This is a genomic window from Sphingomonas sp. PP-CC-1A-547, from assembly GCF_003610375.1.
In the GTDB taxonomy this organism is placed as follows: Bacteria; Pseudomonadota; Alphaproteobacteria; order Sphingomonadales; family Sphingomonadaceae; genus Sphingomonas.
Genome location: NZ_RAPZ01000010.1, coordinates 184,298 through 198,378 on the forward strand (window position 1 = coordinate 184,298; position 14,081 = coordinate 198,378).

Annotated in this window: 12 protein-coding genes and 1 tRNA gene; 7 read left to right on the plus strand and 6 right to left on the minus strand. The window is 65.1% G+C overall.

The annotated features are described in order from the left end of the window. The first annotated feature begins 46 nt into the window (after positions 1-46). The 3 genes from C8J39_RS01555 (at position 47) to C8J39_RS01565 (ending at position 3,294) form a co-directional block, all read left to right on the plus strand. A complete protein-coding gene (locus C8J39_RS01555; RefSeq protein ID WP_056062788.1) occupies positions 47-1,156 on the plus strand; it encodes a branched-chain amino acid aminotransferase in 1,110 nt (369 codons plus the stop codon). Positions 1,157-1,208: 52 nt separating this feature from the next. Beyond that, positions 1,209-1,283, plus strand: a tRNA-Gln gene (locus C8J39_RS01560). A gap of 88 nt (positions 1,284-1,371) precedes the next feature. Next, on the plus strand, positions 1,372-3,294 hold the full coding sequence (locus C8J39_RS01565; RefSeq protein ID WP_132833276.1) for a site-specific integrase: 1,923 nt from the start codon (positions 1,372-1,374) through the stop codon (positions 3,292-3,294). A gap of 109 nt (positions 3,295-3,403) precedes the next feature. Here C8J39_RS01565 and C8J39_RS01570 read toward each other — a convergent pair whose 3' ends face one another. Both C8J39_RS01570 and C8J39_RS01575 read right to left on the minus strand, forming a co-directional pair. After that, complete coding sequence (locus C8J39_RS01570) at positions 3,404-3,604, minus strand: hypothetical protein (protein ID WP_120299041.1); 201 nt, start codon at positions 3,602-3,604, stop codon at positions 3,404-3,406. 144 nt (positions 3,605-3,748) lie between these two features. Further along, positions 3,749-4,810, minus strand: coding sequence for a DUF3644 domain-containing protein (locus tag C8J39_RS01575; RefSeq protein ID WP_120299661.1), 1,062 nt, complete (start codon positions 4,808-4,810; stop codon positions 3,749-3,751). 126 nt (positions 4,811-4,936) lie between these two features. Between C8J39_RS01575 and C8J39_RS01580 the strand changes: the two genes are divergently transcribed. Genes C8J39_RS01580 through C8J39_RS01595 form a run of 4 tightly spaced genes read left to right on the plus strand, consistent with a single transcriptional unit; the run spans position 4,937 to position 7,279 of the window. Then, a complete protein-coding gene (locus C8J39_RS01580; protein WP_243649681.1) occupies positions 4,937-5,380 on the plus strand; it encodes a LexA family transcriptional regulator in 444 nt (147 codons plus the stop codon). Further along, on the plus strand, positions 5,377-6,645 hold the full coding sequence (locus tag C8J39_RS01585) for a Y-family DNA polymerase (RefSeq protein ID WP_243649682.1): 1,269 nt from the start codon (positions 5,377-5,379) through the stop codon (positions 6,643-6,645). The genes C8J39_RS01580 and C8J39_RS01585 overlap by 4 nt, the downstream gene beginning before the upstream one ends. Positions 6,646-6,686: 41 nt before the next feature. After that, positions 6,687-7,025 carry a hypothetical protein gene (locus tag C8J39_RS18425; RefSeq protein WP_132833278.1) on the plus strand — a complete coding sequence of 113 codons (339 nt, stop codon included), beginning with the start codon at positions 6,687-6,689 and terminating at the stop codon, positions 7,023-7,025. 44 nt (positions 7,026-7,069) lie between these two features. Continuing rightward, complete coding sequence (locus tag C8J39_RS01595; protein WP_056475053.1) at positions 7,070-7,279, plus strand: hypothetical protein; 210 nt, start codon at positions 7,070-7,072, stop codon at positions 7,277-7,279. A 257-nt stretch (positions 7,280-7,536) separates the two neighbouring features. On the opposite strand, the gene C8J39_RS01600 is transcribed toward C8J39_RS01595, so the two are convergent. From C8J39_RS01600 to C8J39_RS01615, 4 genes are read right to left on the minus strand one after another with little or no spacing between them, the layout of a single operon-like run. Next, entirely contained in the window at positions 7,537-8,454 is a 918-nt protein-coding gene (locus tag C8J39_RS01600; protein WP_056475057.1) for a cation diffusion facilitator family transporter, read from the minus strand. After that, positions 8,444-11,665, minus strand: coding sequence for an efflux RND transporter permease subunit (locus C8J39_RS01605; protein WP_120299044.1), 3,222 nt, complete (start codon positions 11,663-11,665; stop codon positions 8,444-8,446). Before C8J39_RS01605 ends, C8J39_RS01600 begins: the two co-directional genes overlap by 11 nt. 3 nt (positions 11,666-11,668) lie before the next feature. Then, positions 11,669-12,817: an efflux RND transporter periplasmic adaptor subunit gene (locus tag C8J39_RS01610; RefSeq protein WP_120299045.1), complete on the minus strand. Its 1,149-nt coding sequence runs from the start codon at positions 12,815-12,817 to the stop codon at positions 11,669-11,671. Next, positions 12,814-14,067, minus strand: a complete 1,254-nt coding sequence (locus C8J39_RS01615; RefSeq protein ID WP_120299046.1) for a TolC family protein — start codon at positions 14,065-14,067, stop codon at positions 12,814-12,816. The genes C8J39_RS01610 and C8J39_RS01615 overlap by 4 nt, the downstream gene beginning before the upstream one ends. Between the last annotated feature and the right edge of the window lie 14 nt (positions 14,068-14,081).

Genomic DNA, 14,081 nt, shown 5'->3' on the forward strand with positions numbered 1-14,081 from the left:
GACATCGCCCGTAGTCGTCGGCAACCCGCAACGAGAGAGATTTTCGATGTCCGTTCCAGCTTTTACGCCGTCTTCCGCCTTCCGCCATGAGCCGAACGCGACTCCGGTCGAGGCGAACGAGCGGGCGAAGCGGCTGATCGATCCCGGATTCGGGCGGGTCTTCACCGATCACATGGCGATGATCCGCTACAGCGAGACCGAGGGCTGGCATGACGCGCGGATCACCGCACGCGCGCCGCTGACGATCGATCCGGCGTCGTCGGTGCTGCATTACGCGCAGGAGATCTTCGAGGGGATGAAGGCGTATCGACTCGCCGATGGGGGCACCGCGCTGTTCCGCCCCGAGGCGAATGCGCGCCGTTTCCAGGATTCGGCACGGCGCCTCGCGATGCCCGAACTGCCGACCGAGCTGTTCCTCGAATCGGTCGAGCGCCTCGTGAAGACCGACGCGAACTGGATCCCGGAGAGCGACGGCGGCGCGCTGTACCTGCGGCCGTTCATGTTCGCGAGCGAAGTGTTCCTCGGCGTGAAGCCGTCGGCCGAGTATCTCTACATGGTGCTCGCCTCGTCGGTCGGCGCCTATTTCAAGGGCGGCGCCCCCACCGTGTCGATCTGGGTGAGCCAGCAATACACGCGCGCTGCTCAGGGCGGCACTGGTGCTGCCAAGTGCGGCGGCAACTACGCCGCCAGCCTGCTCGCGCAGTCCGAGGCGATCCGCAACGGTTGCGACCAGGTGGTCTTCCTCGATGCCGCCGAGCGGCGCTGGGTCGAGGAACTCGGCGGCATGAACATCTTCTTCGTGTTCGACGACGGCAGCATGGCGACCCCTGCCCTCACCGGCACGATCCTGCCCGGCATCACCCGCGACTCGATCCTGACGCTCGCCCGCGCGAACGGCATTACGGTCCGCGAGGAAGGCTACACGATCGACCAGTGGCGCGCAGACGCGGCGAGCGGTCGCTTGGTCGAAGCATTCGCCTGCGGTACTGCGGCGGTCGTAACGCCGATCGGCACGGTCGCGAGCCCCGAGGGCCGCTTCACGATCGGCGACGGTGCTCCGGGCGCACTGACGATGCGGATGCGCGACGCGCTCGTCTCGATCCAGCGCGGCACTGCGCCCGACGAGAACAACTGGCTGCACCATCTCGCGGATTGACGTCCGCAAGGGCTTTTCACACGCCGCTGCCCCGCTATAAGGCCGCCTCTGTTGGGGCGTCGCCAAGTGGTAAGGCAGCGGCTTTTGATGCCGCCATGCGCAGGTTCGAACCCTGCCGCCCCAGCCATCATCGCCAAGGCCTTGATGGCTCAAGATAAATTCTCAAATCTGCCGGATTGGGCCGGTGGGTGTGACGACTCCCTGTGGAGTATGCCATGCCGGCCATCCAGAACGTCGAGCGTCGCGGCGCGGTCTACTACTGGCGCAGGACGCTGCGTTTTCAGGATGGTAAGTCTCTAACGTTACGAATCAGCCTTCGAACGACCGACCAGTCGGTGGCCCGCCGTATGGCGTGCGCCATGACGACGAAGAGCGAGACGCTGAGAATGACGCTGAACGACGGTGGACGAACGGCAACGCTGACGATCGATCAGAAGGCCGACATCTTCCGCAAGGCCATGTCCGAGATGCGGGACCAGCTCGACCGAAACCATGTCGAGTATCAACGCACCGATCCCGACGATGCGACCTATCTGATCGAAGGTCTGGTCGGCATCTATGAAACGATGCTTCGTGAATTCGCCATCCACGGGCTGCCGCCCAAGGCCGGCTCGCGTGCGCATGTCGAGGAACGCTTCGCCGACCTCACGGAAGACCAGCGGGAAAGCATCCTTGGAATGTTCGAGATGAAGCCGAACTACCGCGAGCACATGAGCGCGAAGGCTGCGAAGGAAGTCGACCGTGTGGGTGCTCTCCCAGCCGACGACGCGGTTGCGATCGCACGCAAGGTCATGTTCGAGGGTGGCCTCGCCGCCGCGATGGAATTTCGTCGACGGATGCGCGACCCCATGGCGCTATGGGCGAATGTCGATCTGGTTCCGCGTCAGGCGGCGCCGCCGCTGGCGATGGTCGCGGCCGAGCCCGTGGCGAAGGAGCCTTGGGCATCGATGACGCCGGTACAGGCCGCGGAGCGGTATGTCGTCGACCAGCCGAAGATCCTCGGTGATGCCCAGCGCAAGGCACGGTGGACAGACAAGACGCGCTCGCAGTTCGTCACGTCGGTGCGCCTTCTGGAAAAGAGCTACGGCGCCAGACCTCTATGGCGACTGACCCAGGAAGACGTCCTTCGGCTCAACGCGCACTTCTCGCGTCTCCCAAAAAGCCACCACAAATCGTCCCGGCATGATCCGTTGTCGCTGGAGGAAATCTGTCTGGAGGCCGCGCGCGAGGTCGAGGAGGGGAAGCTGCTCCCCGAACGCGTCGGGCTCGGAGTCAGCACGACAAACCGCCACTTCCTCTTCCTGAAGGATCTGGTCGCGTGGTTTCAGAGACATGTGCCTCCAATGGCGGAAATCCTGTGGAAGGACGTGATCTACGAAGATGACCGGGACGCTCGGCAGCAACGCGAAGCCTACACTGAGGACGAAGGCCGCGAGATGTTTCTCCTTCCCATCTGGACGGGGTCGCTGTCGCTTTCCAGACGTCTGAGCGAGGGCTCTCAGATCTGGCATGACGCAGGATACTGGGTCGTTCTCATCGCATGGTACACCGGTCTCCGCCGCGAGGAGATATGCCAGCTGGGGCTGGCCGACGTGCTGATCGAGCATGGCATATGGCATTTCAAGGTGCACGAGGGCGGCGGGGGCCGGATCAAGACGAGGGCGTCAAAGCGTGACGTGCCGATGGCCGGCGAACTGGTCCGGCTAGGTCTACCTGATTACGTACAGGCCCTGCGCGCTGCCGGTGAGATGCAGTTATTTCCCGAGCTGCGTACCGAAAGCGGCAAGCAGGGCTATGGCGACGTCTTCTACAAGAACTGGTGGGAGAAGATCGCCGCTCGGCTGCCCTTCGTCGAGAAGGGGCAGGCGCTACATTCGTTTCGACACATGGTCACGACGGAACTCAAGGACCAGCATGTGTTCCTCGAGGATCGGGCGGATCTTGTCGGGCACGCCATCCCGGGGGAGACTGCCGGTCGATACTCGAAACAGGCTCGGCTCATCCGTTTGAAGGAGGCTGTCGATCAAATACCCGTCGTGACGGATCACCTAATCGCGATGCCGATCACGTTGCTGCCTGCGGAGCAGCGAGCGCCGCGGAAGGCCCGTCGTGCAAATTCTAGGAGGATTGGCCCCTAAGTACTTATAGGACGTCAAGATTTTGATCTAGACCCTGAGTGACGTCCTGATCCATCGGGTCTGCTCCGCAAGCGAAAACATAACACCCGCTATGGTCTGGAAAAACTTGTCAGCGGCTACGTGCGTCATCACCGAAGCCGAAGTCGAGAATGCCGTCCCTTACGTCGGTGCCGGGCACGAAGCCGAGCGAATTGAAGCCGGCGCAACCGAAGTGCTCGAACGTGTTCTCAAGTCCCAGTGAATCTTGCCCATCTCCTCGCGCTGGATGATAACGCGAAAGGTGGATCAGCCAGTAGTCGCCGAAGGACAATTATCTGGTCCGGCAAGGCAGCGAAAAACTGGTTCAGGTGCACTTGATCAAGAAGCTGACCAATCGCCGTCCGCGGCGGGGCAGCATGGAGGCGAAGTTATTCGTCTGCCTCATGTAACATCGCCGCAGACAGCAGTATGACCGTCAACCGCCGCGTCTCGCAACAATTCTCGCAGCCCAGGCCTCGTTCATGCGCCCGACGTCGATAGCCTCTCGCATGCGACGCACCGCGTTGTCGGAATAGCTCGGCACCCGGGTGCCGTCGAACTCGAAAACATGATGGCACGTGGGATCATCGTCGATCCCAAGCAGATCCCGCATGGCCTTGGCCTTGGTCGTACTGATACCCAGTCGGTCGGCCAGGCTTTTTGGGCGTAGATGGAAGCGCTTTTGCAAGTCCACCTCGCGTATCGCGGCCGCGGCCGCAGGATCGTCGCCGCCGACGAAGCGCACCGGCGCACCTTCCTCCTTCGAGAATTTAACCGCGAAGGTCGTGCCTTCACCTTCCGTGCTCGTCCCAATCGTCGTTAAACGCGGGAAAACGTCTGCGATCGCCTGCTTTGCTCGCACCGCTTTTTCAATTCGGTCGATGTCACGTTCCGACACTTCCACATGATCAGCGACCATCGCTTCCATTGCCAGCATTGAGCGAATACGACCCCGTCCTTCGTCGCGTTTCCGCCGGCCGGGCTCCAACAGTTCGCCGATGAGCTGGTATTCCCGATCGATCAGGAAGTCGAAATCCCCAGGCGGCTTGGTCGAGACGGGAAGGACGCGCGGCGGAATATGGGAGTAGAGATCCGTCTCGAAGGCTCGCTTCAGGTAGGCATCGAAGGCGGTGATCAGCGCACGGGTGTGGAGGTACAGCAGATCCTCCGAATGGAATAGGAACCAGTGCTGTGCGGCGTTCCGCAAACTGTCGACCGTCCGCATGATGCCGGCCTCATTCGAGAGGAGTCCGTGGTCGGACGAACAGAGCCTGACGCATCGGTCAAAGCTGATCGACATGCCGCTTTCGCGGTCGAATACCTTCACCTTCCGCTGAACGAGTACCGCCTTTAGCAGCATCTCACATGCATGCTGAAGGTGCATCAGCACCATCGTAACGCGCCCTTCGTCGTCGTAGCTGTTGAAGGCCGTCATCGCGGTCTTCAGCGAGCTGATAGATTTTCCCTTCAGTGTGCGGGCATCCCGAAAGAGCTTCAAATTCAAATCTCCCGGCGTGCCTCAGGTTTGGTCCTGACGATCGCGATGAGGGTAGCGAGCGACCCAGCCATGACAAGCCGCATCATGATCTGTTCCCTAACTGTTCTCTTCGTCCTACAACGTGGCATGACCTTGGCGAGAACGATGATGCTGACGCTCTACGAAGTGCCGTTCGAACTGGTGCCCACCGAGGCGCGGATGCTCGTCGAGACGACGCCCGCTGGTTTTCCGTCGCCTGCGCAGGACGACATGGATGAGCCGATTGATCTCGCAGCATGGCTAATCGATCATCCTGCGGCGAGCTATGTGATGCGTGTAGCAGGCCATTCCATGGTGGATGCTGGCATATCCGATGGTGACCTCGTCGTAGTCAGCCGTGCAGTTGAGGCGCGGCCCGGCGACATCGTGGTAGCGCTTGTCGACGGCAGCCGGACGATGAAGCGGCTCCGGCGAACGGCCGGTCGTCTATGGCTGGTTCCAGAGGCGGAGGGCTACGATCGGATCATCGTCGACGAGACGGTCGAGATCTGGGGCGTCGTCGTGGCGTTGGCCAGGCGATACCGCAGGTGAGCACGATCGCGCTCATCGACTGCAACAACTATTACGTCAGTTGCGAGCGTGCCTTCGACGCCAGTCTGACGGGCGTACCGGTCGTCGTCGCGAGCAACAACGACGGCTGCGCGATCGCGCGATCCAGCGAAGCGAAGGCCTTGGGCGTGAAGATGGGGGACCCCATCCACCTCATCCGCGACCGTCTGACGAAGCACGGCGTGGTCGTACGGTCGTCGAACTACACGTTGTATGGCGACATGCAGCGCCGGGTCGTGGCGGCCGTCGAGGATTTCGCCAGCGAGGTTGAAATCTACTCGATCGACGAGACATTCCTTGATCTCGAACCGTTCGCCGGCCGCAATCTCGTCGAGCATGCGAACGCCATGCGCGACCAGGTACAGCGCTGGACTACGATCCCGACGTGCGTGGGCATTGCGCCAACCAAGACGCTGGCCAAGCTCGCGAACGCAGCAGCGAAGAAGAACCCCCTGTTCGACGGCGTCGCCGATCTGCGCGATCCCGTGCTGCGGTCGTGGGTTCTCGATCGTTTTCCGGCTGCTGACGTCTGGGGCGTCGGCCGTGCGACGGCGACGAAGCTCGCCGAGCTCGGGGTCACTACCGCCGGCCAGATCCGGGACATGCAGATGAAGCAGGCTCGTAGCCTCGGCACCGTCGTGCTGGAACGCCTCGTCGCCGAACTGCAGGGCGTTCCGGCCAGCGCTGTCGAGATGATCGAGCCGCAGCGCAAGGGCATGGCGGTGACGCGGAGCTTCGGGACGCCCGTGCACGACATCGAGACGCTGATGGGCGCCGTCGCCCAGTATGCCATGCGGGCAGGAGAGAAGCTGCGTCAGCATGGTCTGGTCGCCGGTCAGTTGACCGTCTTCTTCCATACCAATCGTTTCAAGACCGGGGCCGGTCAGTATCAGGGTGCCAGGCGTATGGCGCTCCACCCTATGACGGCGGACTCGCTCGAGCTGCTGGCGGCCGCCCGGCGAGGCGTCGAGGCGGCTTGGCGTGACGGCTACGCCTACACCAAGGCGGGCATCATGCTCGACGACCTGATCGCTGCAGAGCTACGACCGCGGACCTTGTTCGAAGGCGATACGGACCGACGCGATCGGCTGATGACGGCGCTCGACGAGGTGAACGGGAAGTTCGGCAAGTTCACCGCCGTGCCGGCGGCGCAGGGGTTCAGGCGCGACTGGAAGATGCGGGCGGAGAACCGATCCCCGGCATGGACGACGCGCATCGACGAAGTGCCGCTTGTCCGAGCGGACTGATCGTACTGGTCGCGTTCAGGAAACCGTACTATTAGAGGGGCATGACGCTGCGTCGCATCATCCGCGCATCGGCGCTCCTCATGCTCGCCATGATGATTTTGGTACGCATGGGCCCGCTGTGCGAGTCGATGGCCATGGCAGCGACGCCGGCCTCCGGACACGTTACCATGTCCGACTGCGACCGACCGGTGCCGGTCCGTCGAACCGAAGGGAAGGCGACCATCGGCGCTTGTGCTGGCGCGTGCCTGGCAATCGAGGTGGATCGCCAATCCATCGTCGCCGAACCGATGTCTCGATCAGCCCGACCCGTGCCGGCGTCGTATGCTCAGCTGGAAGGTTTGTCCGGCGCTCCGTCTCCGCCTCCTCCGCGAACCGCGTGATCGATTGACGACATCGACGATCACGTAATTCAAGGAATGCCTATATGAAGACGATCAAGTTCATCGGTGCGGCCATCGCGCTCGCACTCGTCCCTGCAACCGCGTTCGCGGCAGCCGACTGCTGCGCCGACAAGACGTGCTGCAAAGACGGCGCGGACTGCTGCAAGGACGGCAAGGGCGACTGCTGCAAGGACATGAAGGGTGGCGACAATGCCGGCCACGACATGTCGGGCATGAAGATGCCATCCAAGTGATGCTGCCGGCGGAGGCTGGTGCCTCCGCCGCTCAGCCCTGAGCGTCCGGGACGGTACCGCCGTTAATACGCCAAGGCCTGTTCCGTCCCGGCAGTCTCAGACGAAGCGACGCCGCTCGGCCGCGGATGCCGTCTACCGTACGATTCAGCCCCCGCGCGATGTCACTGATCTCCTGACGGGCGGCGATGCGCCGGCGTAGATCGTCGTCATCCTCGTCCGACCAACGTCGGGGCGGCCTTCGTCCCGGCGGCGCGTCTTCAGACATGGACCTCATGCCCGTCTCCGCAGGGTTCGCCCGGCGCCTCGGTCTGCACAGTGACGTGCGAGATGTCGAAGCGCTGGTCCAGCATGGCCGTCACGCCGAGGCGAACGGGATCCGGATCGCAGCCCTGTCCCAGCGTCACGTGTACCGTGCAGCTGACGTCGTCGTTCGACATCGACCAGATGTGTAGGTCGTGGAGCCCGGCCACTCCCGGCACCGCCGCGATGGCGGAGCGAACCTCGGTCAGCCGCAGACTGGATGGAACGCCCTCGAGCAGCACGTTGGTGGTATCGCGAAGTAGGATCCAGGTGCGCGGCAGCACCCAGAGGCCGATCGCCACCGCAACCAGGGGATCGATCCAGGCCCAGCCTGTGAAGTGGATCGCCGCGGCGCCTGCGATGACTCCGATCGAGCCGATCATATCGGCCCAGACTTCGAGATACGCGCCCTTCACGTTGAAGCTCGCATCTTTGCCGGCGGTCAGCAGCCGCATTGATATGAGGTTCACGACCAGACCGATCGCCGCGACGATCATCATGCCCCAGGACTGGATCTCCTGTGGTTCGGTGAACCGCCGGATCGCCTCCACGAATACGTAGATCGCGATGCCGAACAGCAGCACCGCGTTGAAGGCGGCAGCGAGGATCTCGAAGCGTCGGTAGCCGAACGTCCGCTTCTCGTCCGGCGCCTTGCGTCCCAGTCTGATCGCCAGCAACGCGATCACCAGCGCCGCGACGTCGGTCATCATGTGGGCGGCGTCGGAAAGAAGGGCGAGGCTGTTGAAGACGATGCCGCCGATCACCTCCGCCACGAGATAGGTGGAGGTCAGGGCGAGTGCCCAGCCGAGCATCTTGGCGTTGGCTCCTGCCGTGTGATCGTGCGAGTGTCCGGCTTGGCCGTGGTCATGCGCCATGATGCGCCTCCTCGTATGTGGTTGCGGGTATCGTGTCGGCGCGCCGCCACCCACCGAAGCGGGCGTAGAGCGTCGGCAGGACGAACAGGGTCAGCAGCGTCGCCGAAATCAACCCGCCGATGACGACCGTTGCCAGCGGCTTCTGCACCTCCGCGCCCGCACCGTGGCCGAGCGCCATCGGCACGAAGCCGAGGCTGGCGACTAGCGCGGTCATGGCGACCGGTCGCAGACGGGCGAGTGCCCCATCATGGGCGGCTTGCACCCGGTCCATGCCGCGCGCCATCAGGTCGTGGATGGACGACACCATGACGAGGCCGTTGAGGACGGCTATGCCGGAGAGCGCGATGAAGCCGACGGCCGCCGAGACCGAGAACGGCATTCCCCGCAGCGTCAGCGCCAGCACGCCACCGACCAGCGCCAGCGGAACGCCGGTGAAGACGATCACCGCATCGCGCACTGAGCCAAGCGCCCCGTACAGCAGCAGCATGATGACCGCGAAGCAGACGGGAACGACAAGCAACAGCCGGTCGCGTGCCGAGGCGAGGTTCTCGAACTGCCCGCCCCATTCGACATACGTGCCCGGGGGCATCTTCACCTTCGCGTCGATCGCGGCACGGGCGTCCGCCACCACGCCGGCGACGTCGCGATCGCGGACGTTCGCCTGCACGACGACGCGGCGCTTGCCGTTCTCGCGGCTGATCTGGTTCGGTCCGTCGACGACCGCGATGTCGGCGACGGTGGACAGCGGCACGAAGCCGCCGGCGGAGGTCGGTACCGGCACCTGAGCCACCTCGGTCAGGTCCGACCGCGATGCCTCCGACAGGCGGATGACCACGGGGAAGCGGCGATCGCCCTCGAAGATGACACCGGCCTGGCGACCGCCGATAGCCGCCGCGACCGTGTCCTGCACGTCACCGGCGGTGACGCCGATCCGCGACATCGCCATGCGGTTCGGGCGGATGTCGAGCATCGGCAGCCCTTCGGTCTGCTCGACCCGTACGTCGACGGCACCGCGGGTGTTGCGCAGGATGTCGGCAATGCGGCCGGCGGCGGCGTTCATGCCGCCGAAGTCGTCACCGAACACCTTCACGGCGATGTCGCCCCGGACGCCCGCGATCAGCTCGTTGAAGCGCATCTGGATCGGCTGAGTGATCTCGTAGGCGTTGCCGGGCAGCGTCGAGAGCCTCTTTTCCATCCGCTCCACCAATTCCTCCTTGCTCAGGCCAGGGTCGGGCCACTCGGCACGCGGCTTCAGGATGACGAAGGTGTCGGTAGCGTTGGGCGGCATCGGGTCGGACGCGATTTCCGACGTCCCCGTGCGCGAGAAGGCGAAGCGCACCTCAGGCTGCCGGGCGAGCATCTTCTCGACCTGGAACTGCATCGCCTGGCTCTGGTCGACAGAGGTCCCGGGAATGCGGACGGCCTGGACGAGGATGTTGCCCTCGTCGAGCTGCGGCAGGAACTCCTGCCCCAGCGTCGTGAACGCGATGCCGGCAAGTGCCAGTGCACCGACCGCGACGCCTAGCGTGACGCTCGGCCGCCTCATCGCCTTTCCGAGACCTGGTTCGTAGCGGCGACGGAGCCAGCCGATGATCCGGCTCTCCTTCTCGTCGACGGATCGGCTCAGCCAAATGGCGATCGCGGCGGGCACGAACGTCATCGACAGGATGAAGGCGAACACCAGCGCGATGATGACGGTCAGCGCCATCGGCTCGAACATCTTGCCCTCGACACCGGTGAAGGTGAGCAGTGGCGCATAGACTAGGATGATGATCGCCTGGCCGTAGACGGACGGGCGGATCATCTCGCGCGTCGATGCCGCGACCATATCGAGGCGTTGCCGGATCGGCAGCGGTTCGGTGCGGCCGTGCTGGGCATCGCCGAGCCGCCGCAATGCGTTCTCGACGATGATTACGGCACCATCGACGATCAGGCCGAAGTCGAGTGCGCCGAGGCTCATCAGGTTGGCCGAGACACCGGCACGCAACATGCCTACGCTGGTCAGCAGCATCGTGATCGGGATCACGAGCGCCGCTATCAGCGCCGCGCGGAAGTTGCCGAGCAGCGCGAACAGCACGATGATCACGAGCAGAGCGCCTTCCGCGAGATTGCGGGCGACGGTGGCGATGGTGGAGTTGACTAGCTCGGTGCGGTTGAGCACCGGCTTGACCACTACGTCGACCGGCAGCGCGCGGCCAATTTCCTTCAGCCGTTCGCCGACGCCTGTGGACACGGTGCGGCTGTTCTCACCGATCCGCATGACCGCGGTGCCGACGACGACCTCGTGGCCGTTCTCGGATGCCGAGCCCATGCGCAGCGCCTGTCCGGTGCGGACCGTGGCGATCTGGCTGAGCAGGATCGGCACGCTCTCGCGCGTGGCCACCACCGTCCGCGCCAGTTCGTCGGCGTTGCGCACGCGGCCATCCGCCCGAACGGCAAGCCCTTCGCCGTTGCGGTTGACGACGCCAGCACCGGCGCTCGTGTTGTTGCGCTCCAACGCGGTGGCGAGATCCTGCAGCGTGATCTTCATCGCCGCCATGCGCTGGATGTCGGGGACGACCAGATACTGCTTGGTGTAGCCGCCGAGGCTGTCGACGCCCGCGAGGCCTGCGCTGCTCTTCAGCTGCGGCGTGACGATCCAGTCCTGAACGGTGCGAAGGTAGGTCGCCTTGTCGGCGGCATCTACGAGATGGTCGCCCTCCGGGGTGATGTAGCTGCCGTCCTTCTGCAGGCCGGGCTCACCGTTGCGGTGGTTGACCTGGTCAAGCTCGCGGTATTCGACCGTCCACATGAAGATGTCGCCGAGTCCGGTGGCGATCGGCCCCATCTCCGGGTTCACGTCCTCGGGCAGGCTTTCCTCCGCCGTGCGAAGCCGTTCAGCGACCTGAGCCCTCGCGAAGTATATGTCGGTCTTCTCGTCGAAGACGGCGGTGATCTGAGCGAAGCCGTTCCGGCTGAGTGAACGCGTGTATTCGAGGCCAGGGATGCCGGCGAGCGCGGTCTCCACGGTGAAGGCGACCTGCTTCTCGATCTGGTCGGGCGAGAGCGCAGGCGCGACGACGTTGATCTGCACCTGGTTGTTGGTGATGTCGGGCACGGCGTCGATCGGCAGCCGTTGGATTGCGAACACCCCGGCGAGTGCCGCGGCGATCGTCAGCAGCAGGACGAGCCATCGCTTCTCGACGGCGAAGGTTACGATGCGGGCGAGCATGGCCTAGTCCTCGTCCTTCGCTTCGCCCTTGCCGAGTTCGGCCTTGAGCGTGAACGAGTTGGTGGATGCGATGCGCTCCTCACCGGTCAGGCCTGCGGTGACGCTGACCGAACCGCCGTTTGTCCGGCCGAGCGTCACGGGTGTAGCCTTGAAGCCCGACGGCGTGCGGACGAAGACATGCGGCTTGTCGCCGATCATCTGAACGGCGGCCGATGGCACGGCGACGCTGCGATCGCCGGTGGCGGGCAGCAGCACCGAAACGCCGACGTTCTCGCCGACCCGCCATGTGCCGCCGGCGTTGTCGATGGTGGCGATCACCGGCACGAGACGGGTAGTTTCGTCCAGGATCGGGGAAACGAAGGTCACGCGACCCTCCTGTCGACGCCCCGCCGACGTCACCTCGACGCGTGCGCCAGGCCTGACGCGGCCGGCATCCGCCGGAACCAGCGACATCGTCACCGACACCTTCGCAAGGTTCGCGACCCGGAAGATCTCGGCGTCCGCAGCGATCTGCTGGCCGAGTGTTGCTGACCGGGCGATCACCTGACCGGCGATGGGCGAGCGGACCGTAATGCGGTTGAGGGCGCCGCCGCCGCCGCCGGTTGCCGAAAGCTGTTGACGGGCGAGACGCAGCGCGATGTTCGCCTCCGTCGCGGCGGTCCGCGCCGCGACGAGGTCCTGTTCGGGCGAGACGCGCTCGGCGTACAGGCGTTGCTCGCGGCGCAGGTTCGATTGGGCCAGCGCGGAGCGAGCGCGGGCGGCTTCCACCTCCGCGTTCAGGCTTGCGGCTTCACGGCTTTCGATCATGGCGAGCGTATCGCCTCGCCGGACCGGCTGGCCGAGATTGCGCGTGAGCGAGACGAGGCGTCCCCCGATGGCAGCCGAGACCACCTGCACGCCCTGAGGATCACCCTCGATGGTGGCGGGAAGCTCGATGGCGCCGGCGACGCCGCCGACGGTTGGACGGGTGACCTCGATGCCCGCATCGGCGATCTGCTGGGCGGTGAGCTTGGCGGTCGTTGGATCGCCGGTGGCGGCCTCCTTGCTCTCGTTGGCCTCGCCGGCATTGTCGGCCGGTGCCTCCGAGCGGCCGCAGCCGGCGATGGCGAGAGCAAGGACGGCCGGCATGGCGACCTTCAGTATGCGTTTCATCGTTGATCGTCCTTGGGGAGCGGTGCGGCGGCGGTCAGCCGTTCCAGGCGTGCCTGCGCATCGTGGTGGGCGGCCAGCGCGTCGATCGCGGCCGTCCGGGTTTCGAGCAGCGTGCGTTCGGCATCGAGTAGATCGAGTTGCCCGAACTTGCCTTCGCGGTAGCCGATCCGGGCGATCCGTGCCGCCTCGGTGGCGGCGGCGAGCGCCGGTCCGGTGGCGTTGCGCGCAGTGGTCGCGGCGTTGTCAGCATCGGCTAGAGCCGTCGCCACGTCCTGGTCGGCGTCGAGCATCGCGACCCGTCGCAGAGCATCCGACTGCTCGCGTTGCGCCTCGGCTACGGCCATGTTCGCGCGCCCGTTGTTGAAGACGTTGAGGGGGATGGAGATGCCGAATACTGCGGCGACGTCGTTGGTCTGCTCCAGACGCCGTGCGCTTGCGCTGACCGTGAGGTCGGGCACCCTCTGGCTGCGCGCCAGACGCACTTGCGCGGTCGCCGTGTCGAGGTCGGCGCGCGCCGCTGCGACCGTGAGGGTTCCAGAGGTCGCGATCGGTCGCATCGCGCCAGTCGAAGGGACCGCGTCGAACCAGCTGCGATCGAGCTGGCCCACCGGCATGTCGAGCAGCCGGGCAAGATTGCCGGAGGCCGCTTCTGCCGAGCGGCGTGCCCGTTCAAGCGCACCTTCAGCTGCAATGCGCGCGACGTCGGCGCGCTGCTCCTCGAGCGGCGATGCGCGGCCGGCCTGAACCCTCACGTGGGCCCCGCGAAGCACTTCGGCAGCGATACCGACCTGATCCTGTGCGATTGCCATCCGGCGCTGCGCGGCTGCGGCGGCATTGTAGGTCTGTGTGACTCTCAGCCGCAGGTCGGCGCGAACGATCTCTGACTGGAGACCGGCGCGTCCGATCTGTGCCTCGGCGACGGCGATGCGCGCTCCGCGCTTGCCGCCGAGTTCGAGCGGCAGGGCGAGGCCGAGCGTCGTCTCCGACGATCGCAGTCCTTGATAGATGCCGGTGCCTGCGACGTTCTCAGCCTCGCCGACGATCGACGGGTTGGGGCGAAGACCGGCGACGCGGCGCTGGGCCTCGGCGGCACGGATGCCGGCCGCAGCCGCATCCTGAAAGGGCGATGAGGCACCCGCTCGGTCGAGCGCTTCGGCGAGCGTGAGGACCGGCGACGAGGTCGCGGTCCGGGCCTGCAGCGACGATGCGCAGGCGCCTGCGGCCAGGACGGCCGCGATGATGCGATACATGGAGTGCTCCTGAC